Below are 21,778 nucleotides of genomic sequence, written 5' to 3' on the forward strand. Positions count from 1 at the left end.
GGCGGGCCTCAGGCGTCGTAGCGCAGCACGTAGTGGCCGGCCACGAGATGGTGTCCGGACGGGATCAGGTAGGGCCGGTCCTCGCCCGCCTCCTGAATCTGCTCCACCAGCTGCAGTGCGGGGTCGAGGTGGTACAGGGCCTGGCTGTCCGACAGGCGCACCACGCGCAGGCCCTCCGCCGTGGCCTCCCAGGCGAAGGCGCTGCGCGACAGGCCGAGCCGGTCGGCGCTGGGGGCGGCACTGCCATCGGTCTGGCGCAGGCAGTGCGGGGCGTCCAGTACGCGCAGGCCGGCCAGCGCCGGGGCGCCGCGTCCGAAGACCTGGCGCGTGCCGGCCAGCGCGGTCTGGACCGGACCTTGCGGCAGCGCCAGCAGGGCCGCATAGCGCTCCGCCATCGGCGGCGGCGCGGCATGCAGCTGCACGCTGGCCCCGTCGAGCGGATCGAAGCGCGCCGGCGCCTGCACCCGCTGGCGGCCGGCGGCGCTGAGCGCATGCAGCTGGTCGGCGTCGTCGACGGCGAAGCGCAGCACGCTGTCCTGGCCGGGCGCGGCCGGTGCCAGGGCGGCGTCCAGGCCGACCTCGAGCGACTGCGCGCCGGTATCGCGGTAGCGGCTCAGGCGCGGCAGCGCCAGCGCGGCCAGGGTGATGCGGTGGCGCGCCACCGGGGCATAGGTGGCGTCGCTTTCCGGGCCGGGCGCGGGCGCGGCGTGCGGCTGCGCGGCGGCCAGCGGCATCGCGGTCAGGTCGGCGCCGCTGGCCTCGAACGCGGCCTCGCGCGGCTTCCAGACGGCGGGGGCGCGCAGTGGCGCCGATCCCGCGGCGGGTCCGATAGCGGTCGCAGGCGCAGGCGCCTGCAGGGGCGCGCCATCGGCGCGGCTGACCCGCAACAGCAGGCGCTGGCCGCCTGGCTGCTTGGCGCGGATCACGTAATACCCCTTGGCGGCGTCGAAGCGGCATTCCAGGCTGTCCTTCGGACGTACCTGCACCTCGATCGCGGCGTCCGGGCCGTCGTTGACCAGCAGGATGCCGCTGTCCAGCCCGAAAGGCCAGCCGGGCACCGCGAAGGTGGCGTGGGCCTCGTCCTGCCCGACCAGGGTCAGGCGCTGGTTCGGATAGACCGCGCACACCGGCTGCCAGACCGCGCTGTCGCGCGACGCGCTGACCGTGTACAGCAGCTGCTCCGCCGGCGCGGGCAGGTAGACCGCGTGGCCGAACTTGACCTTGACCTCGCCCGGCGCCACCGCCTCCGTGCCGACCACGTGGTAGCGCACCTCGTCGTCGCCGAGCAGGTCGGCGAAATCCTTCTGGTGCAGCGCGGCCAGGGACTGGGCCAGGTCGCGCACGCGGGCGCCGCGGGTCAGGTGGCGGTCGTCGTCCACCTCGTCCTGCGGCAGCATCAGGGTGACGTGCGAGAAGCAGCGGGTGGCGGCGCGCCCGCGCTGTTCGCGCGGCGCGCGCTCCAGCAGGTCGCGCAGCAGCGGGCGGCGCGCGAACAGTGCCAGGCCGGGCGCCTGCCACAGCGCCTCGGCGTTGAAGACATCGCCTACCTTGGCCAGGACTTCGTGTTGCACATAGACCGGCATGATGGATTCTCCTCGAAAGATTGGATGCTCGCCATGCCGAACGCTAGCAGGGGGCAGATGAAAAACAGCAGGTGCGAGCCGCCGCTCGACAGGAAGCTCATGGGCTGGCCCATGATCGGGAACAGCGCCAGGTTGGTGCCCCAGGACAGCAGGAAGTGCCCGCCCAGGAAGGCCGCGCCGCCGCACAGCAGGAAGCACTGGAAGCGCCTGAACCAGGCGCGCCGGAAGTCGCCGGCCGCGGCGCCCGCGCGCCAGGCGGTGGCCGCCGCATGCAGCAGGGCCGCCAGCAGCGCCGCCTGCAGGCACCACAACAGCAGCGCCGTGGCCAGGCCGTGCCGGTGGATCAGGAAGGAAGGGGCGAAGTCGTCCTGTACCGCCGGGATGGCGAGCGCCTCGCCGGCCGGGCCGCCCAGCGCGCCCGCGCCCAGCCAGCCATCGCTGCCGAACCAGCCGCCGGCGCGTATCGCGCGCGCGCCCAGCAGCATCTGCTGGCCGGTGTGCGGATGGGCAGCGGGGTCGGCCCAGACCTGGAAGCGCTCCGTATAGAAACCGGCGGTGCTCAGGCCCGGTCCGGCCGACTGCAGCGCGCCCGCCCCCAGCAGCAGCGCCACGCACAGGCCGCCGGCCAGGGCCGCCTGCCGGCGCCGGCCGCTGGCCAGGCACCAGGCCAGCAGGCTGGCGCCGGCCCATGCCAGCAGCAGGACCAACGGCGAATAGTCGTCCACCTGCACCAGGGCCACTGCAAGCAGAAGCACGAACAGCAGGACCGGGGCCAGCACGCGCAGCCAGTCGCGCCAGCCGCGCCGCGTAGCCAATGCCCCCTGCGCGCCGTGCGCGCCGCCACTGGCCAGCGCCAGGCAGTGCGCGCCCAGCGCGGCCAGGGCCAGCTTGGCGAATTCCACCGGCTGCACCTCGAACACCCCGGTCTCGTCGCCGAGGGCCACCTGCAGCAGCAGCCCGGCCAGCGCGGCCAGCGCCAGCGCCACCAGCAGCCATTCCGCGCGCGCCCGTGCCAGCGTGCCGCGTGCAACTTCGCCGCACAGCAGCAGGCAGCCCGGCAGGCCGGCGCCCAGCAGGATGCCGGTGGTGGTCGCGTGACGCAGCCAGGAGGTGTCGCGCGCCCCTAGCCCGAGTTCCAGCTGCAGCAGCAGTCCGGCGCCCAGCAGCAGCACGGCAGCGAGGCCGAGCAGGCTGACCCGGCGCGGCCATAACAGCGCATGCCAGAGCGTGGCCCAGGCCAGCAGCAGCGGCCAGCCGGGTCCGGGCGGCAGGCCGCCGCGCTGCATGGCGAGCAGCACGGCGGCGGCGGCGGGCAGCGCGGCGCCGAACAGCAGGCGCGCGCTTGCGGCGGCGCCGCGCACCGGGGCGCCAAGGGCCAGGCCGGCGCTGGCGGCCAGCAGGAAGACGACCAGGCCGGCTGCGCAGGCGCCTGGCGACGGCGGCGAGAAGCCCCATGGCGCGTGTCCGGTCCAGGTCCAGTGCACGCCGTCCGGCAGCGTGGCCTCCGGTTCCGGGTACAGCGCCACCTGGCGCGCGGGACGCAGCCGCAGCACGCCATCCTCCTGCGCCACGGCGAAGCGGGTGCGGCCGATCGCGATCGCCTCCACGCCCGCCAGCGGGTGTTCGCGCCGGGCCGCGTCTTCCCACCGGGGGCCGTCCTGCACCAGCACCGGCTGCGGCCCGCGCACCGTGAGCACGATGGCGCCGGACGGGGCGCGCTCCAGCAGCGCCTCGCCGCGCTCCACGCCCGGCGCCGCCAGCCGGTTGCCGCATACCAGGTGTCCGCCCAGCAGCAGCGGACGGCGCAGCGCCAGGGCGCCGGGGACGATGCGGTTCCAGGCGCCGGCCAGGCGCGCGCCGCTACCGGCATCGGGACAGGCGTCCAGGACGGCGTCGTCGCGCCGCAGGACGGCGCCGTCATAGGCCCAGGCATGGCGTCCGTCATGCAGCAGCACCTTGCCGGGGCCGGCCGCGGTCACCGCCAGCAGGCTGGCGCCCAGCTGCAGCCGCTGGCCGGCGGCGAGTGCCGTGCTGGCGGCGCGCTGGCCCTGTCCGCCGCGCACCAGCACCACGGGCTGGAGCGGATCGAGCTGGCGCAGCCACCAGTGTCCGGCGCCGTCGCGCCGGATGGTGAGCTGGCGCGCGGATGCACGCGGTGCCGCCAGTTCGGCGCTGCCGAGCGCGATGGATGCTCCCGGCGCCAGCCGCAGCGTGATCTCGGCTGGCAGGTAGCGCGCCGGCACCAGGAGTAGCGCCAGCAGCTGGAGGGCGCACAGCACCGACAGCGCCAGCGCGCCAGCGGCCAGGCGCGGCTTCATGCGGCCCTCCGCAGCGCCGGCCCGGCATAGTCGGCGCGCAGCGCGTCCAGCATGCGGCTGATTTCCAGCGCGTGGCGCGGGCGGCCGGCGGGGAGCGGAGCGAGCAGGGTACGCAGCAGGTCCTGGGCCTGCGCACCGGCCGCGCCGAAGGCCTGGGCAAACGCCGCCGCCTCGTCGGCGCCCAGGGTGGGCGGCAGGGCGCCATGGACGCGCAGCAGGATGCCGGCACCGGCGCGGCCATGGCTGGCATAGGCATCGGCGCAGGCGCTGCCGTAGCGCAGCTTGCGTCCGCAAGCCATCCAGTAGAGCAGGGCGCCGAGTGCGAAATAGTCGCTGCGCGGATCGGTGCGGTACAGGCCGTCGGCGTGCGGGAAGAACTGCTCCGGCGCCTGCCAGCCGGGGGTGCCGCCATAGTCGTGGGGCGCGCCACCGCGTAGCGGACGGCTGCTGCCGAAGTCGGCCAGCCTGAGCGTCCCGCTACGGCGCTCGAGCAGCAGGTTGCCGGGCTTCAGGTCGAGGTAGCGCAAGCCCGCCGCGTGTACCTTGGCCAGGGCCTGGTTGACCTGGCTCGCCCACGCGAGCGCCTGCGGCGCGGATGGCGCGCGGCCGGCGGCGCGTTCCGCGGTCAGGTGAGCTCCGAGGTCGCCATCGAGCAGCTCCAGCGCCATGGCGGGCAGGCCGGCATGGCTGCCGCTGTCGAGCAGGCGTACGATATGGCGCCCATCCCAAGGCGCTAGCCCGGCCAGGAATGCCTGCTCGGCGCGCGCGCTGTCGATCCAGTGATGGCGCAGCCCGGCCGGCGCGCGCGCCATCTGGGTAGTATTGACCAGCTTGATCGCGACCGCGCCGCCCGCGAGCGGCCCATCGGCGCGCCACACCGCGCCATAGGCGGAACCACCGAGCGGCGCACGCAGCCGGTACTGGCCGCGCGCCAATGAAACGATCGTGCCTTGCTGGACCATGCCTGCTTCTCCCCGGACGGCGCGTGGCGCCTACGTCCATGCCAAGCGGAGGGCGGCAGAAACGTCGGTGAACGGGGGGCGAAAAAAAGCCGCGCTGGGCGCGGCTTGGGGGGAAGATGAAGCGATCAGCGGCCGTGGCGATCCCAGCGGTCCCCGCGGTCCCAGTCACGGCGGTCGCGGCGGTCATGACGGTCATAGCGGTCATGACGATCATAGTGGTCATGACGGTCCCAGTCGCGGCCGGCGTAGACCGGGCGTGGCTGGACATACACCGGACGCGGCTGCACATACACGGGGCGCGGCTGCACATAGACCGGACGGGGCTGGACATAGCCATGGCCGTAGCCGCTATTGTAGTAACCGCTGTTGTAGTAACGGTTGTCATAGTGGCGGCGGTCGTCGCGGGTCGAGATCGAATTGCCCAGGGCCGCGCCCAGCACGCCGCCCACCAGGGCCCCGCTCGAGCCACCGGCGCTATGGCCGATCGCCGCGCCGACCACGGCGCCGAGGGCGGTATTCACGCCACGGTCGTCTGCCATTGCCGCCGGGGAGACGGCAACCGCGGCCAGGACCACCGCACCAACAATTTTAGATTTCCACATGGCTTTTCCTTTTTGCCTTGACGGAGATCGGGTTGATCAGAACGGCGCCAGGCATGGAATGCACTATAGTCCCCCGCATCGATGCTGCCATCCGTTAATACAGATTCTTACAATCAGCATTCCAGCCGTAACATCGACGCGCGCACTTGCAGAGGGGGCGGACCGCCCCATCTAACAATTGTTACGTTTTCCGTCGAAGGCACCGTGTGAATCGTTCATTTGCCACCGTCCTGTCCTTGCTGGTCTTGTTGCAAGTTTATATCGGGATGCGTCTGCTGCCCGACCTGGCCCTCGGGCTGGGCATCAACATCGTGGCCATCTTCCTGCTGGTTATGCTTACCGTGCTGGTGCCGGTGGGGCTGCTCTCGGCCGCCCTGCGCCGGCAACGCTGGTCGGCCCTGGTTTCCTGGCTGGGACTGCTGGCGATGGGCTTCTTTTCCTCGCTGCTCGTCTGTACGCTGGCGCGCGACCTGGTCTTGCTGGCCCTGCGCCTGGTGGGCGGCCTGGCGCCCGGGCTGATCCGTGGCAGCGCCGTCGCCGTCCCGCTGGTGGCGCTGGGCGTCACCATGCTCGGCTTCGTCAATGCGCGCAGGCTGGCGCGCGTGAAGCGGGTGGACGTGCCGATCGCGGACCTGCCGGCGCCCCTGCACGGCTATGCGATCGCCCAGGTGTCGGACATCCACGTCGGCCCGACCATCAAGCGGTCCTACCTGAACGCCATTGTCAACCGGGTCAACCGGCTCGGCGCGGATGCGATCGCGATCACCGGCGACCTGGTGGACGGCAGCGTGCACCGCCTGAGCCTCCATACCCAGCCGCTGGCGCGCCTGGCCGCCCCGGACGGGGTGTTTTTCGTCACCGGCAACCATGAATACTACTCGGGGGCGGAAGAGTGGATCGCCGAAGTCAGGCGCCTGGGTGTGACGGTGCTGCTGAACCAGCATGTGATCCGGCGCCGCGCCAGTGCCACCGTGATGATCGCCGGGGTGGCCGACTACGGCGCCCACCATTTCCAGCCCGCGCACAAGAGCGATCCACAGGCCGCTGCCGGGCGCGCCGCGGCGGACGTGAAGGTGCTGCTGGCGCACCAGCCGCGCAGTGCGCCGGAGGCGGCCGCCGCCGGCTTCCACCTGCAGCTGTCCGGCCATACCCACGGCGGCCAGTTCTTCCCGTGGAACCTGTTCGTGCCGCTGCAACAGCCCTTCGTGGCGGGACTGCACCGCGTGCGCGACATGTGGGTCTACATCAGCCGCGGTACCGGCTACTGGGGGCCGCCCAAGCGCTTCGGCGCGCCGTCCGAAATCACGCTGGTGCGCCTGGTACCGGCCTGAATACGGTCCAGGCACGGACATCACCTGTCAATACGCCAACATTTCACTGCGAAAAGTTGCTGGATACGCTATCGTACGAATCCCCTGCAACAGCCAAGAGGATTCCCGCATGATCGCCAGTCCGGCCCGCCGCCGTCTTCCCCTCCTTGCCCTTCCTTCCGCCTCTGCCGGCCTGATGGCCGCGCTGCTGGCGGTGCCAGCCCTGGCAGCCAGCCCCGGCAACGATCCGGTGGCCCTGGCCAGGATCCGCGATGCCGCCATGGCCAGCGATTATGCCTGGGAACGTACGGCGGACATGACCGACCTGATCGGCCCGCGCCTGTCCGGTTCGCCGGGCGCGGCGGCGGCCGTGGCCCAGGTGGCGGAGGCGATGCGCAAGCTCGGCGCGCGCGTGACGCTGCAGCCGGTCAAGGTGCCGCACTGGGTGCGTGGCGCCGAGAGCGGCGAGCTGGTCGAGTACAGCGGGCGTCCGGCCGGCATCACCCAGCGCGTCGTCTTGAGCGCGCTCGGCGGTTCCGGGGCGACCCCGGCCGCGGGCCTGACGGCGCCGGTGATGGTGGTCGGCAGTTTCGACGAGCTGAAGGCGCGCGCCTCCGAAGCCAAGGGCAAGATCGTCCTGTTCGATGCCGCCTTCGACCAGCCGATGGCCGAGCGCGGCCTGGCCGGGGCCGCCTATGGACAGGCTTCGGCCTTCCGCCGCGATGGCCCGCGCCAGGCGGCGGCGCTGGGTGCGGTTGCGGCACTGGTGCGCTCGGCGGGTGGCGCCAATTTCCGTATTCCCCACACCGGCAATACCGCGCTGCAGGATTACCCACGCTTCCCGGCTGCCGCCGTCAGCGCCGAGGACGCCATGCTGATGCGCCGCCTCGCGCAGCGTGGCCCGGTCGCCATGAAACTGGTGCTGACGCCGCAGACGCTGCCGGACGCCGACAGCTACAATGTGATCGCCGACCTGCCGGGCACCGACAAACCCGACGAGATCGTCATTGTCTCGGGTCACCTGGACTCGTGGGACCTGGCCACCGGCGCCCACGACGACGCCGCCGGCGTCGCCAGCGCCATGGCGGTGCTGGAGACGCTCAGGAAGCTCGACTACCGCCCACGCCGCACCATCCGCATGATCGCCTGGATGAACGAGGAGAACGGCACCCGTGGCGCGCGCGGCTACCTGGCAGCCGAGCAGGCCAATGCCGACAAGCACTTTGGCGCGATTGAAAGCGATAACGGCGTTGGCCGTCCCTTCGGTCTGCGCGCCAGCGTGCCGGCCACCTCGAGCAAGCTGTTCGCGCCGCTGCAGGCGGTGCTGCAGTCGATCGGGGCCGGGGTATTCCAGCGCCTCGATGCGCTCTCGACCGGCGACCTGTCGGGCCTGGAGCGTGCCGGCGTGCCGAGTTTCGCGCCGCTGGTCGACACTTCCAGCTATTTCAGCTATCACCACACGGCTGCGGACACGCTCGACAAGGTCGACCCCGACCACCTGCGCCGCAACGTCGCGCTCATGGCCACCACCGCCTGGTACCTGGCCAATATCGAGGGAGCGATCGGCCGCGCAAGCGTGCCCGAGCGCTGAACCGGCGCCTGCCCCTTCGGTTGCTGCCCTGGCCGCGCGGCCTGCCCGCGCCGCCGCTGGCGGCGGACGGTGCGCGGCAGCGGCAGCGGGGTCAAGGCACGGTGATGCGCCGCACGGCGCGTGCGTGCCCGCGGTAGGGCCGGCCATAGATGGTCTGGATACCGCTGGCAAAATTCTGCCCCCAGACCAGTTGGGATCGCGTCGCATGCGCCTCGCTCGACCAGTACCAGTCGCGTTCGAACCCCTCGCGCAGGTTGGCGAACAACAGTGCCAGTTCGCGCCGCGTTGGCAGTTCACCCCCCTGGCCCTTTGCCCAGTCGAGCGCGGCAGGCCAGCTGACATCGATGGCCTCGTCCGGCAAAAGGACCAGGTGGTAATCCGGCGCCTGGTCCTTGCCGAGAATGAGGCCGGCATATGCCTCGCCCTCTTGCAGCATCCCGCGTACTTGCATGTACTCGCCCATTTAACTGTTCCTCAGTTTGGTAGCTGTCAGTTAAGACCATGCAACGTCCGCTTTGGTTGCGTGACATTGTTTGATCTGGCTCATGCTCGACATGGTGGAAGTATCTGATTTCCATGAGGAAAATTCTCTTGAAGGATTAATACTCACAGAAAATTTTTTTCGGAAAACGTTGAACTTAGGCAGTTTCCCTCGCTCAAAGCTTCACCTTTACTTGATCGAGATCAGGAAACTTCATGAAACAAGTTACTGCTTTTGCCTCGCATTTCCGGCTCAACGCCTTGTTGTGCTGCAGCGCCGCAGTCCTGCTGAGCGCTTGCGGTGGCACCGTCACCGAATCCCAGCAATCCGCTACGGCCGCCCAGGTGAGCAGCGATAGCGGGGCCGTCGTTCCGGCGCCGGCCCCCGGGGATAGCGCCGGCTTGCCCGATACCGCTGCCGGCACCGCCAGCACCGCCGCCACCGCCGCCACCGCCACCGGCGCGGCGGCAGACGTGAGGACACAGGCATTCGAACTGAACGGCTACGACAGCAACCCGCTGGAATCGCGCGCCGGACAGGAGGAAGAGGGCACCAGCGCTCCGGCTTCCACGGCCGATGGCGCAACCCGCCTGCTGGCTGCCAGCGTCGCGACGCCTGCCACCACCTACAACTATTACGTGTCGCCGACCGGTTCGGACACGGCCGCCGGCACCAAGGCGGCGCCTTTCAAGACCCTGGCGCGCGCCGCCAAGGCCGCCACCCGCGCCAGCACCACCGTGTGGGTGGCGCCGGGCACCTATGCCGGCGGTATCAAGACCACGGCCAATGGCACCGCCTCCGGCCGGATCTACTGGGTCTCGACCACCAAGTGGGGCGCGAAGATCGTGCCGCCGGCCCAATCGGCCAACAACAGCGCCTGGGACAACCGTGGCCACTACGTGAGCATCATCGGCTTCGACGTCGACGGCAGCAAGCTGGGTAGCGGCACCAAGTGGGTGCACGGCATCTATACGGGTGGTTCGTACAACGTGATCCAGGGCAACCGCGTGCACCACCTGGCCACCACCATCCCGTGCAACAGCGCGGGCGGCTCGGCGATCGGCGTGGACAGCTACTACAAGGGCGTGATGGGCGACGTCATCGGCAACGTCGTGCACGACATCGGCCCGGCCGGCTGCACCTATGTGCAGGGCATCTACCACTCGACCTCGGGCAGCATCAAGAACAACCTGGTCTACCGCGTCGGCTCGGCCGCGATCCACCTGTGGCATGACGCGACCAACATCAAGATCATCAACAACACGGTGACCTCGTCGGTGTTCGGCATCATCGTCGGTGGCGGCGACTTCCATTTCACCTCGGCCGGCGCGAATAACGTATTTGTTTACAACAACATTGTGTACGACAACAAATACGGCATCTCGGAGCAGGGCAAGACCGGCACCGCCAACAGGTACGCGAACAACCTGGTGTTCCAGAACAGCACCTACAACATCTCGCTGCGCAACGGCTTGAAGGCCACCAATACCGTGTCCTCGAATCCGCTGTTTGCCGGCTATTCGCGCACTGCCGCGCTCCCGGATTACAGGCTGGGCAACAGCTCGCCGGCCATCGGCCGCGGCATCGCGACCTATGCGCCGGCGACCGACATCGACGGCCGTCCACGCAACACCTCCACCGGCTACGACCTGGGCGCCTACCAGCACTAGGCCGTGTCCATCGGTTCCCGCGCGGGCGGCTCGCACCGTCCGCGCACCCCGAGGGCGTGCCACGTGCGCGCCTGATCAAGCAACCAGGAGCCCACCGCCTTTTCTGGTGGCCGCCGTACCGGTCGTTCCGGTGCGCGGGACAGCTGTTGCCGTCGCTCCGCGCCCATTCATTTCGGGCAAACAGGAAAACACCACATGAAGAAGACTTTTGCCATCGCATCGCAGTTCCGCCGCCACGCTGTTCTCTGCACCGCCGCCGCCGCGCTGTTCACCGCCCTCGGCGCCAGCCACGCCGCTGCCGCCACGCTCGCACCGGTCGTGGCCAATGCGACCACCGCACAGAAAGAACAGATCCGCCAGCTCTACCTGCAAGTACTGGGCCGCGAGCCGGATGCCGCGGGTTGGGCCTGGTGGGCCCAGACCCTCGATAACGGTACCAGCATGGACTACATCGCCGCCCAGCTGAAGGCCAGCGAGGAGTACGCGCGCAAGAATGGCGGCGGCAGCGGCCCGGCCGCCAGCGGCGGCCTGCCGGCGATCCCGGCGACCACCTACAACTATTATGTGTCGCCGACCGGCTCGGACACGGCCGCCGGCACCAAGGCGGCGCCTTTCAAGACCCTGGCGCGCGCCGCCAAGGCCGTTACCCGCGCCAGCACCACCGTGTGGGTGGCGCCGGGCACCTATGCCGGTGGCATCAAGACCACGGCCAGTGGCACCGCCTCCAGCCGCATCTACTGGGTCTCGACCACGAAGTGGGGGGCGAAGATCGTGCCGCCGGCCAGCTCCACCAATAAGAGCGCCTGGGACAACCGTGGCCATTACGTGAGCATCATCGGCTTCGACGTCGATGGCAGCAAGATCGGTTCGGGCACCAAGTGGACAACCGGCCTCTACACCGGCGGTTCGTACAACGTGATCCAGGCCAACCGCGTGCACCACCTGGCCACCACCATCCCGTGCAACAGCGAGGGCGGCTCGGCGATCGGCGTGGACAGCTACTACAAGGGCGTCAAGGGCGACGTGGTCGGCAACGTCGTGCACGACATCGGCCCGGCCGGCTGCACCTACGTGCAGGGCATCTACCACTCGACCTCGGGCTCGATCGTGAACAACGTGGTCTACCGGGTCGGTTCGGCCGCGATCCACCTGTGGCACGATGCGACCGACATCAAGATCATCAACAACACGGTAAGCTCGTCGGTGTTCGGCATCATCGTCGGCGGCGGTAATTTCTACTTCACCTCGGCCGGCGCCAACAATGTCCACGTCCACAACAACATCGTGTACGACAACCAGTACGGCATCTCGGAGCAGGGCAAGACCGGCAAGGGCAACACCTACAAGAACAACCTGGTGTTCCAGAATCCGAAATACAACTTCCGTCTGTTGAATGGGCTGAGCCATACCAACACCATCAGCTCGAACCCGATGTTCGCCGGCTACTCGCGTACGGCGGCGCTGCCCAACTACAAGCTGAGCACGAGTTCGCCAGCGCTCGGCCGCGGCATCGCGACCTATGCGCCGTCGACCGATATCGATGGCCGCGCACGCGGGGCCAGCATCGACCTGGGCGCCTACCAGCAATAAGCGCAGTAGGGGGCGCGGCGACACAGGCCTTCCGCGGCCGGCCCCGCGCATGACCCGCAGGACCCGCACGCCAGAGCGTACGGGTTTTTTACGTTCGGCAAACAATCACTCCGCCAGGGGCAGGGCCATCTGCGGATCCTGGGCCCCGGCCCGGTTCACTGCGGTCGTCACCTTGTACCATTCGAAGGCGTCGCAGGGCAGGGCGGCGCGGCGTGCCAGGTCGAGCGCTTGCTCGGGTGACAGCGTGGGATCGAGCCACAGTTCGGCATCGGCCGCTTCCAGCACGACGGGGCGCCGGTCGTGGATGTCAAGCATGCCTTCGTCGGCGGCATCGGTGACCAGGACGAAACCGGCCTCGGCGCGGTTCTCGGTGAAGCCGCCGAAGTTCGCCAGCGCCAGCAGGAACAGCGGCGCCCTGTCCTTGCGGTGGATGTGCCACGGCTGCTTCTTGCCTTTTTCACCGGTCCATTCGTACCAGCCCTGGGCCGGCACGATGGCACGGCCCTTCTTGAGCAGTGGCTTCCAGTAGCGGTTGGTGAGCTTGTCCAGGCGGGCGTTGACCATGACCGGCAGCTTGCCCTCGGCCCAGCGCGCGCGGTAGCTCCAGAACACGTCGTCGATGCGGCGCTCGCCGTCCTCCAGGTGCATGACCGGGCGGTAGCTGCCGGGAGACACATTCCAGGCGGGCGTGGAGGCGCTGTCGTAGACCGCGTCGGTCCAGCCGAATACGCTGGCGTAGTAGCGAGCCGTCTGGCTCTGGTCGAATCGTCCGCACATGGCGCCATGGTAGCGCAGCTGCAGCAGGGGCGCGGCACGCCAGGGTGGCGTAGGCTGGCGTGCCGCCCGGCGCGTGCCGGGTGAGGCAGTGGTATGCTCGCAGGCAAACGACCAATTGGGAGAACGGGTATGGCAACTGGCTGGTGGAGCGTCCTGAAAACGGTGCCCTGGAGCGAAGTGATCAATGCAGCGCCGCAAGTGGCCAGCGGTGCGCGCCGCCTGTGGGATAGCGTGGCGCGCAAGCCGGGTACGGGCGCCGGCATGGCGGCGGAGCCGATGGTGGACGACGTGGCGGAAGAAGACGTGTTTGGCAGCCTGGTGCTGCGCGTCGACAGGAACGAGGCGACGCTGAACGACCTGCACAAGCAGATGCTCCAGGCCTCGGAAATCATCGCCAACCTGGCCGACCAGAATGCCCAGATGATCGCCAAGATGGAGCTGGCCCGCACCCGCGTGCTGTGGATGGGCGTGGCGACGGCGGTCTCGTCGATCCTGGCCCTGGTGGCGCTGGCGATTGTCATGGCGCGCACCTAGCCCGGTCCGCATGAAACTCGTCCTGATCCTCGCGACCCTGTTTGTGTTCGTCTCGATGCTGCTGAACGGCGCCCGCCGCCGCGGCAAGCTCGACAGTAAGGCGAACCGGGCGGTGGCCGAACTGGCCACGTCGATGCGCATCTTCGTCTACGGCCTGCTGTTTTTCGTGGCAGTGGTGTGCCTGGCCGTGGCCTGGCAGTCGCTCCATTAGGTCCGGCGCCTGCCGCGTTGCCGAAAGGCTGTCCGATCAGGCTGACAAACACGCGGGAAAATCCGACGCTTGCGGGAGCGCGCGGCGGGTCTATCTTGGAGATGTTCTCTGGTGGATAGTTCCACCTCTCCGCGTGTCTCCAACTCAGTGTTGACTGAGTACTTGCCGCTGCCGGGTCACCGGCGGCGGCTTTTTTCGTGCGCATCCGTGTAGCGCAAGCACTAACACCGCCGCTGCCGCACGTAGTACAATCCCCGCCGGCGCGGGCATGGCGAAATTGGTAGACGCATCAGACTTAAAATCTGCCGCCGCAAGGCGTGCCGGTTCGATTCCGGCTGCCCGCACCATCTTTCCGCACCGATTTCCCCCTCCAGGCGGCCGGCCTGCTCCTGCTTTGGTCCTCCCGGCAGGATGGTGTAGCATGCCGGACGGCGGCCCACCCCATTGCCGCCGCAGCAAGAGGACACCAATTGAACATCACCATCAACGACGAATTGCGGGCCTTCGTCGACCCGCTCACCGACATCGAATACGCCGCGCTCGAACGCAGCCTGCTGGCCGAAGGCTGCCGCGATGCGCTGGTCCTGTGGCGCGACACCCTGATCGACGGCCATAACCGCTACGAGATCTGCCAGAAGCACGGCATTCCCTTCCGCACTGTCCACAACAACAACTTCGCCTCGATCGACGAAGTGATGCTGTGGATGATCGACAACCACCTGGCGCGGCGCAGCGTGTCGGACTTCCAGCGCGGCGTGCTGGCGCTCAAGAAGAAGGAAATCGTCACCGCGCGCATGGCCGAGCAGCTGGCCAAGGAACCGCCCAAGCCGGAAGCGGACGATCTCGATGCGCGTCCGCCCCCGCCCTGGAACACCCGGGAAGAAGTGGCGAAGGCCGCGCGCGTGTCGGCCAATACGATCAGCCAGATCGAACGCATCCAGAAGGCGGCCACGCCCGAGTTGCGCGAGGCGGTGCGCGCTGGCACCATCTCGATCAATGCCGCCGCCAACGTGGCCCAGCTGCCGGAAGACGTGCAGAAGGCGGCCGTGGCCGGCGGACGCAAGGAATTGCAGCAGGCCGCGCGCCAGGTGCGCGAGCAGAAGATGGCGACCCGTCCCAGGAAAGAAGTGCCGGCCGGCGACCCGGCCGACGAGCTGGCCGCCGCGCGCGCCGAGATCGCGAACCTGAAGGACCGCGTCGCGACCCTGCTGACCGAGAACGAGGTCCTCAGGCAGCGCCTGGTGCACGCGGGCGCCGCGCAGTAGTACGGCAGGCGGGCCGAACCGCAGCAGCACGACAACAAACACAAGGAGACATGCATGCACACCCGCCGGATCCCGCCACGCTTCTTCCCGTCCCTGCTGCCGGCAGTCCTCGCCTGCGCCTTCGGCGCCGCCGCACCCGCTGCCCTGGCGGCGCCTGCGGGCCCGGCGGCCGCGGCTTCCGGCCAGAAGGCCAGCGCGGCCGACCTGGCACGCTGGAAGCAGACGGCGGCGCGGGTGAGCATCCTGCGCGACAAGTGGGGCATTCCGCACGTGTTCGGCAAGCGCGACGCGGACGCGGTGTTTGGCCTGCTGTACGCCCAGGCCGAGGACGATTTCAATCGTATCGAGCTCAACTACATCAATGCGATGGGCCGCCTGGCCGAGGTCGAGGGAGAGAAGGAAATCTGGCGCGACCTGCGCATGAAGCTCTACATCCAGCCCGCCGCGCTGCAGGCGCAATACGCCGCCAGCCCGGCCTGGCTGAAGGAGCTGATGCATGCCTTCGCCGACGGCCTGAACTACTACCTGCATACCCACCCGGAAGTGAGGCCCAAGCTGATCACCCGCTTCGAGCCCTGGATGGCCCTGAGCTTCAGCGAGGGCAGCATCGGCGGCGACATCGAGTCGATCGACCTGAAGGAACTGGAGCGCTTCTACGGCAAGCGGCCGCAGGCGACCATCGCCGCGCAGCCAGCCACGGTGGCGGCACGGGACAAGGGCTTCGACAGCGAACCGCGCGGCTCGAACGGCTTCGCGATCGCGCCCAGGCTGTCCCGCTCCGGCCATGCGCTGCTCCTGATCAACCCGCACACCTCCTTCTACTTCCGCCCGGAAGTGCACATGGTCAGTGAAGAAGGCCTGAACGCTTATGGTGCCGTCACCTGGGGCCAGTTCTTCATCTACCAGGGCTTCAACGACAAGACCGGCTGGATGCATACCTCGGGTGGCGGCGACGTCATCGACGAGTACCTGGAAACCGTGGTCGAGCGGAACGGCCGCTTCTTCTACAAGTACGGAGACGGCGAGCGGGCGCTGCGCGCGGTGCCGGTGACGCTGCCCTACAGGACCGCATCCGGCGCGCTGGCAAGCCGCACGCTCACGGCCTACTTCAGCCACCACGGCCCGGTGGTACGGGAAGAGGGCGGCCGCTGGGTGGCCGTCAAGATGATGGATGAGCCGCTCAAGGCGCTCACCCAGTCGTATACCCGTACCAAGGCACGCGACTACGACAGCTTCTACAGGGCGATGCAGCTGCGCACCAATTCCTCGAACAACACGGTGTACGCGGACGCGCAGGGCAATATCGCCTACTTCCACGGCAATTTCATCCCGAAGCGCGACCCCCGCTTCGACTGGAGCAAGCCGGTCGACGGCAGCAGCCCGGCCACCGAATGGCAGGGACTGCACGAGATCAAGGACACCATTACCCTGTTCAATCCGGCCAGTGGGTATATCTCGAACACGAACAACTGGCCCTTCAGCGCCTCCGGCGCCAGCAGCCCGAAGCGCCAGGACTATCCTGACTACATGTGGTCGCTGCCCGAGAACGCCCGCGGCCGCCATGCCGAGCGCGTGCTGCGCAATGCCGCCGGCTTCACCCTCGACAGCCTGGTGGCGGCCGCCTATGACAGCTACCTGAGCGCCTTCGAACCCCTGGTGCCGCAGCTGCTGAAGGACTACGACGCGCTCGCGGCCGGCGACCCGCGCAGGGCGCGGCTGGGCCAGCAGGTGGCGGCGCTGCGCGGCTGGGACCTGCGCTTCGGCGTCGCCTCGGTGCCGACCTCCCTGGCGGTATACTGGGGCCAGGACATGGTCGCCCAGCACGCGCCGCGCGCCCGCGCCGCCGGCACGCCGGTGGTCGACTACATCGCCAGCGGCCTGAACGCGGAGGAGCGACTGGCCTCGCTCGAGCGCGCGTCGGACCGGCTCACGGCCGACTTCGGCACCTGGCGCACGCCCTGGGGCGAGATCAACCGCTTCCAGCGGCTGAGCGGCGACATCGAGCAGCAGTACGACGACAGCAAGCCGAGCTGGCCGGTCGGCTTTACCTCGGCCAACTGGGGCTCGCTGGCCTCGTTCGGCATGGTCGCCAAGCAAAAAACCAAGCGCATCTACGGCGACCGTGGCAACAGCTTCGTGGCCGTGGTGGAGTTCGGACCGCGGGTGCGCGCCCGGAGTATCCTGGCGGGCGGCAACAGCAACAACCCGGCCTCGAAGCACTTCGCCGACCAGGCCGGGATGTACAGCCGTGGCGAGTTCAAGGAGGTGCTGTTCTACAAGGAAGACATCGAGAAGCACCTCGAGCGCCGCTACCACCCCGGCGAGTAGGATGGAGGCGCAACGCTGCTGCACCCACCAGGAGAAACCGGTATGCGCATGAGCGAGCGGCACAAGATGTTGGCGGAGGAAGCTTACGATGCCGGCGACCCCGAGCTGGTGGCCGAGCAGGCCTTGACCGCCGCCTGGCTGGCGCGCTACAACGCCGCGCTCGGCCAGCCGGTCGCGGTCTGGCGCACGCTGCTGGCCGAGCGCCTGGCCGGCATCGGGGAGGGCAGTATCGTGCGCCCGCCCTTTCATTGCGACTATGGCTGGAACATCCGGCTCGGTAGCCGCGTCTTTCTCAACTTCAATTGCGTCATCCTCGACGTGCTCCCGGTCACCATCGGCGACGACACGCGTATCGGCCCGGCGGTGCAGATCTACACCGCCGCGCATCCGCTCGATGCGCGCATGCGCCGTGACGGCCGCGAATCGGGCCGTCCGGTGACGATCGGCAGCAACGTCTGGATCGGCGGTGGCGCCATCATCCTGCCCGGCCTGCGCATCGGCGACGATGCCGTGATCGGGGCCGGCAGCGTCGTCACCCGCGACGTGCCGGTGGGCGCGCGCGTGGCCGGCAACCCGGCCCGTTTTCTCACCGGCTGAGCTCTCCCGAGGCCCCTGGAAGCGCTGGTGCCGGGCCCGGGCCGCTTGTTATAATCGAGCAATTCGCAACATCCATCCGCAGTCCAGGGCAGCCCCGTGGCAAAACTCTATTTCAGGTATTCGGCGATGAACGCCGGCAAATCGACCGCCCTGTTGCAGGTCGCGCACAACTACGAAGAGCAGGGCCAGCAGGTCAAGCTGTACACGGCGGCGATCGACAACCGCTACGGCGTCGGCCTGATCACGTCGCGCCTCGGTCCCCAGCGCCAGGTCGACCTGTTCGACGGCGAGACCGATTTCCTGGCCAGTGCCCCGCCGGTGGCCTGCATCCTGGTCGACGAAGCCCAGTTCCTCAGTACCGGCCAGGTGCAGCAGCTGCACCAGGTGGCGCAGGTGCGTGGCATTCCCGTCATCTGCTATGGCCTGCGCAGCGACTTCCGCGGCGAGCCCTTTCCCGGCTCGGCCTACCTGCTGGCGCTGGCCGACGACATCGAGGAAATCAAGAACATCTGCACCTGCGGCAAGAAGGCGACCATGAACATCCGCGTCGACGCGCAAGGGCGCCGCATCCGCGAAGGCGAGCAGGTCAGCATCGGCGGCAACGAAAGCTACCGCCAGGCCTGCGGCCGCTGCTTCTACGCGCGCTAGGATTTCCCGGCCGGGCCCCGGCCGCATGGCGCACACGCGATGACCGACATCCTGCTCTACCTGCTGCCTTCGGCCGCGCTGGCCCTGCTGCTCTGGATCGGCTCGGGCGCGCATCCGGTGTTCTTCGTGTTCACCGCGGCCGGCACCCTGTGCCACGAGCTGGCGCATTTCTCGGTGGGCCTGCTGACCAATGCCGAGCCGGTCGGCCTGAGCGTGCTGCCGCGCCGCATCAAGGCCGCGCGCGGGGCAGGGGGCAAGGCACACAACTGGGAGCTCGGTTCGGTCACCTTCGCCAACCTGCGCTGGTACAACGCGGCCCCGAGCGCGCTGGCGCCGCTCCTGGTGCTGGCCCTGCCTTTCCTGGTGGCCTGGTGGCGTACCCGCCATGGCTGGACCTTCGAGGCGCTCGACCTCGCCCTGACCCTGCTGCTGGCGCCGCAATTTCTGTCGTTCTGGCCTTCGCCGGTCGACTGGCGCCTGGCGGCGCGGTCCTGGCCCTGGATTCCCGTGCTCGCCCTTGCCGGCCTGGCCACGCTATATGGCGCGGACCTGCTCCGGCTTGTCAAAGCGTGAACGCCTGGCTTATGGGATCCTTAATTACCCGGCGCAAATGAACAAATGGCGGCTCTGCCTCGGGCTGGCTTCCTGTAGAATGGGCCGCAAAAGGCGTATTGACCGGCCGGCTCCATGCCCGCTGTCCCGGATGCGCCGAGCACCGTAATTTCGTTTCGGAGAGACGACGAATGAAGAAGCACCACCTGTTCATGGCCGCCATGGCCTTCGCGATGTCCGCCCATGTGGTGACTGCCCAGCCCGAGAAGGCCGCAGCAGTGGCCGCGCTCGCTCCAGCCAAGGCGCCTGCCGGCGCTCCGGGCGTCACGGCCGCGGCCGGCGCCGGGTCGGTGGCCGCCTCGCTGCAGCTGAAACCCCTCGCCGAACAGACCCAGGCAGCCCTGTGGGCTTCGCGCGTGCTGGGCCGCTACCATTACAAGGCGATGCCGCTCGACGACGCCATGTCGCAGAAGATCTTCGACAATTTCTTCGAGACCCTCGACAACCAGAAGCTGTACTTCACCCAGGCTGACATGGATGGCTTCGCGCCCATGCGCACCAGGATGGATGACGCGATCAACAACGAGAACCTGTCGGTGCCGTTCGCCATCTACAACCTGTACCAGCAGCGCTTCACCGAGCGCATGAACTACGCGCGCCAGCTGCTCAAGACCCGGCCCGACTTCAGCCTCGATGAATCGTTCGAGCTCGACCGCGAAAAGTCGCCCTGGGCCAAGAGCGAGGATGAAGTGCGCGACCTGTGGCGCAAGCGTGTCAAGAACGACTGGCTGCGCCTGAAGCTGGCGGGCAAGGAAGAAAAAGCGATCCGCGAGACCCTCGACAAGCGCTACGAGAACAACATCACGCGGATTCGCAAGCTGAACAACGAGGATGTGTTCCAGATGTTCATGGACTCGTACGCCACCGCGATCGAGCCGCACACCAACTACCTCGGTCCGCGCTCGGCCGACAACTTCGACATCGCGATGCGGCTGTCGCTGGAAGGCATCGGCGCCGTGCTGCAGACGCGCGACGAGTACACCATCATTCGCGAGATCGTGCCGGGCAGCCCGGCGGCCCTGTCGGGCAAGCTGAAGGTGGGTGACCGCATCGTCGGCGTGGCCCAGGGCAACGGTCCGTTCACGGACGTGCTGGGCTGGCGCATCGACGACGTGGTGCAACTGGTACGCGGCAAGAAAGACTCGACCGTGCGCCTGGACGTGGTGCCCGGCGATGCCGGCCCCGACGCCAAGCATGTCACCGTCACCATGGTGCGCAAGAAGATCAGCATGGAAGAGCAGGCCGCCAAGAAGTCGGTCATCGAGGTCCAGGATGGCGCCGCCAAGCGCCGTGTCGGCGTCATCTCGCTGCCGACCTTCTATCTCGACTTCGAGGCGCGCCGCCGCGGCGACAAGGACTTCCGCAGCGCCACCCGCGACGTGGCCCGCATTCTCGGCGAACTCAAGAAAGAGAAAGTCGACAATGTCCTGATCGACCTGCGTAACAACGGCGGCGGTTCGCTTACCGAAGCGATCGAACTGACCGGCCTGTTCATCGACAAGGGTCCGGTGGTGCAGCAGCGCGATGCCCAGGGCCGCATCGAGGTGGAAGCCGACCAGCAGCCCGGCCTGGCCTGGGACGGCCCGATGGGCGTGCTGATCAACCGCGGCTCGGCGTCGGCTTCCGAGATCTTCGCGGCCGCGATCCAGGATTATGGACGCGGCCTCGTGATCGGCGAACCAAGCTTCGGCAAGGGCACGGTACAGACCCTGGTCGACCTCGACCGCTTCTCGCCGGCCGAGAAAGTGCGCTACGGCGAACTGAAGATGACCATCGCCCAGTTCTTCCGTATCAACGGCGGCACCACCCAGCTGCGCGGCGTGACGCCGGACATCAAGCTGCCGGTGCTGTCGGATGTGGACAGCTTCGGCGAGTCCTCGTATGACAATGCCTTGCCCTGGGTGGCGATCAAGCCGGCCAACTACGTGCCTGCGGGCGACCTGAAGGAGCTGATCGGCCCGCTGCAGCAGCGCCATCAGGCGCGCATTGCCAAGGACAAGGAGTTCCAGTTCCTGCAGGAAGACATCGCCGAAGTGCTGCGCATCCGCAAGGAGAATTCAGTCTCCCTGAACGAAGCGGTGCGCCGCAAGGAATTCGATGCCCAGGATGCACGGGCCAGGATGCGCGAAGCCCGACTGGCCGGCGCCAGCGGCACCAGCAGCGACGAACCGGTTGCCGGTCCGGCCAGCAAGGAAGCGCGCGGCAAGGTGCCGGAGCCGACCAAGCCGGCCAAGGCCGTGACCGCCGTGCGCGGCGCTCCGCGCCAGGACGACGGCCTGCAGTTCGACGAGCGCGATCTGCAGTCGGAACTGGCGGCCGAAAAGGCGGCCAAGGACGCCAAGGACATCCTGCTGCAGGAAGCGGCTCACGTCCTGGCCGACGAAGTCGGCATGCTGCGCACCGATAGCCGCATGGCATCGCGCGCCATGCCCTACATGGCGTCGCCACGCGCCGGAAATTAAGGGCTGGCGCCAAAGGCGCCAATTCCCTACCGGGTCACCGGCTCATGGCCGGGTCTTGCTGATGCGAGACCCGGCCATGTTCGTTTAATGCTGCTTATGTGCGTTATCGCACGTTACAAAAGGAAAGAAATTTCTTCAAATCACGGTTTTTATCGATTTTCATGCCCCGCGCGCGCTTGAGTTCGATCAAACGCTGTCATTTTTACAGCTGTGATAGCATGAATCTACCATTGCAAT

The 21,778-nt window shown here is 68.3% G+C and carries 18 protein-coding genes and 1 tRNA gene; 13 read left to right on the forward strand and 6 right to left on the reverse strand.

The genetic code is table 11. The features are described 5' to 3' along the window. Positions 1-8: 8 nt before the first annotated feature. The 4 genes from LCI23_RS04380 to LCI23_RS04395 form a co-directional block, all read right to left on the reverse strand. Positions 9-1,583: a hypothetical protein gene (locus tag LCI23_RS04380; protein ID WP_224944664.1), complete on the reverse strand. Its 1,575-nt coding sequence runs from the start codon at positions 1,581-1,583 to the stop codon at positions 9-11. Then, entirely contained in the window at positions 1,544-3,901 is a 2,358-nt protein-coding gene (locus tag LCI23_RS04385) for an FtsW/RodA/SpoVE family cell cycle protein (RefSeq protein ID WP_224944667.1), read from the reverse strand. Before LCI23_RS04385 ends, LCI23_RS04380 begins: the two co-directional genes overlap by 40 nt. Beyond that, positions 3,898-4,863: a protein kinase gene (locus tag LCI23_RS04390; RefSeq protein WP_224944669.1), complete on the reverse strand. Its 966-nt coding sequence runs from the start codon at positions 4,861-4,863 to the stop codon at positions 3,898-3,900. Before LCI23_RS04390 ends, LCI23_RS04385 begins: the two co-directional genes overlap by 4 nt. Before the next feature lie 125 nt (positions 4,864-4,988). Further along, positions 4,989-5,402 carry a glycine zipper domain-containing protein gene (locus LCI23_RS04395; RefSeq protein WP_224944671.1) on the reverse strand — a complete coding sequence of 138 codons (414 nt, stop codon included), beginning with the start codon at positions 5,400-5,402 and terminating at the stop codon, positions 4,989-4,991. A 329-nt stretch (positions 5,403-5,731) separates the two neighbouring features. Here LCI23_RS04395 and LCI23_RS04400 point away from each other — a divergent pair, with 329 nt between their 5' ends. Together LCI23_RS04400 and LCI23_RS04405 are read left to right on the forward strand one after the other, a co-directional pair. Then, positions 5,732-6,796 (forward strand): metallophosphoesterase, encoded by a 1,065-nt coding sequence (locus LCI23_RS04400; RefSeq protein WP_224944936.1) that lies wholly within the window; start codon positions 5,732-5,734, stop codon positions 6,794-6,796. Positions 6,797-6,905: 109 nt separating this feature from the next. Continuing rightward, positions 6,906-8,366, forward strand: a complete 1,461-nt coding sequence (locus LCI23_RS04405) for a M20/M25/M40 family metallo-hydrolase (RefSeq protein ID WP_374041140.1) — start codon at positions 6,906-6,908, stop codon at positions 8,364-8,366. A 91-nt stretch (positions 8,367-8,457) separates the two neighbouring features. On the opposite strand, the gene LCI23_RS04410 is transcribed toward LCI23_RS04405, so the two are convergent. Next, positions 8,458-8,829: a DUF1566 domain-containing protein gene (locus tag LCI23_RS04410; RefSeq protein ID WP_224944673.1), complete on the reverse strand. Its 372-nt coding sequence runs from the start codon at positions 8,827-8,829 to the stop codon at positions 8,458-8,460. A gap of 233 nt (positions 8,830-9,062) precedes the next feature. Between LCI23_RS04410 and LCI23_RS04415 the strand changes: the two genes are divergently transcribed. Together LCI23_RS04415 and LCI23_RS04420 are read left to right on the forward strand one after the other, a co-directional pair. After that, a complete protein-coding gene (locus LCI23_RS04415) occupies positions 9,063-10,517 on the forward strand; it encodes a right-handed parallel beta-helix repeat-containing protein (RefSeq protein WP_224944675.1) in 1,455 nt (484 codons plus the stop codon). Positions 10,518-10,712: 195 nt separating this feature from the next. Beyond that, on the forward strand, positions 10,713-12,107 hold the full coding sequence (locus LCI23_RS04420) for a DUF4214 domain-containing protein (RefSeq protein WP_224944676.1): 1,395 nt from the start codon (positions 10,713-10,715) through the stop codon (positions 12,105-12,107). A gap of 105 nt (positions 12,108-12,212) precedes the next feature. Here LCI23_RS04420 and LCI23_RS04425 read toward each other — a convergent pair whose 3' ends face one another. Then, on the reverse strand, positions 12,213-12,884 hold the full coding sequence (locus LCI23_RS04425) for an SOS response-associated peptidase (RefSeq protein WP_224944677.1): 672 nt from the start codon (positions 12,882-12,884) through the stop codon (positions 12,213-12,215). Positions 12,885-13,013: 129 nt separating this feature from the next. On the opposite strand from LCI23_RS04425, the gene LCI23_RS04430 reads away from it, so the two are divergent. From LCI23_RS04430 to LCI23_RS04470, 9 genes are all read left to right on the forward strand, one after another. Beyond that, positions 13,014-13,418 carry a hypothetical protein gene (locus LCI23_RS04430; RefSeq protein WP_224944678.1) on the forward strand — a complete coding sequence of 135 codons (405 nt, stop codon included), beginning with the start codon at positions 13,014-13,016 and terminating at the stop codon, positions 13,416-13,418. Between the two features lie 10 nt (positions 13,419-13,428). Next, entirely contained in the window at positions 13,429-13,629 is a 201-nt protein-coding gene (locus tag LCI23_RS04435) for a hypothetical protein (protein ID WP_224944679.1), read from the forward strand. A 262-nt stretch (positions 13,630-13,891) separates the two neighbouring features. Then, positions 13,892-13,976, forward strand: a tRNA-Leu gene (locus LCI23_RS04440). A 123-nt stretch (positions 13,977-14,099) separates the two neighbouring features. Then, on the forward strand, positions 14,100-14,894 hold the full coding sequence (locus tag LCI23_RS04445) for a hypothetical protein (protein ID WP_224944681.1): 795 nt from the start codon (positions 14,100-14,102) through the stop codon (positions 14,892-14,894). A 54-nt stretch (positions 14,895-14,948) separates the two neighbouring features. Beyond that, positions 14,949-17,222, forward strand: a complete 2,274-nt coding sequence (locus LCI23_RS04450; protein WP_224944685.1) for a penicillin acylase family protein — start codon at positions 14,949-14,951, stop codon at positions 17,220-17,222. Positions 17,223-17,264: 42 nt separating this feature from the next. Then, entirely contained in the window at positions 17,265-17,819 is a 555-nt protein-coding gene (locus tag LCI23_RS04455) for a sugar O-acetyltransferase (RefSeq protein ID WP_224944687.1), read from the forward strand. A gap of 96 nt (positions 17,820-17,915) precedes the next feature. Beyond that, complete coding sequence (locus LCI23_RS04460) at positions 17,916-18,467, forward strand: thymidine kinase (RefSeq protein ID WP_224944689.1); 552 nt, start codon at positions 17,916-17,918, stop codon at positions 18,465-18,467. Between the two features lie 39 nt (positions 18,468-18,506). Further along, on the forward strand, positions 18,507-19,040 hold the full coding sequence (locus LCI23_RS04465) for a hypothetical protein (RefSeq protein WP_224944691.1): 534 nt from the start codon (positions 18,507-18,509) through the stop codon (positions 19,038-19,040). A 170-nt stretch (positions 19,041-19,210) separates the two neighbouring features. Beyond that, positions 19,211-21,541: a carboxy terminal-processing peptidase gene (locus LCI23_RS04470; protein WP_224944700.1), complete on the forward strand. Its 2,331-nt coding sequence runs from the start codon at positions 19,211-19,213 to the stop codon at positions 21,539-21,541. Positions 21,542-21,778 lie beyond the last annotated feature (237 nt).

The sequence above is a fragment of the Massilia sp. MS-15 genome (genome assembly GCF_020176695.1).
Lineage (GTDB): Bacteria > Pseudomonadota > Gammaproteobacteria > Burkholderiales > Burkholderiaceae_D > Telluria > Telluria hydrophila.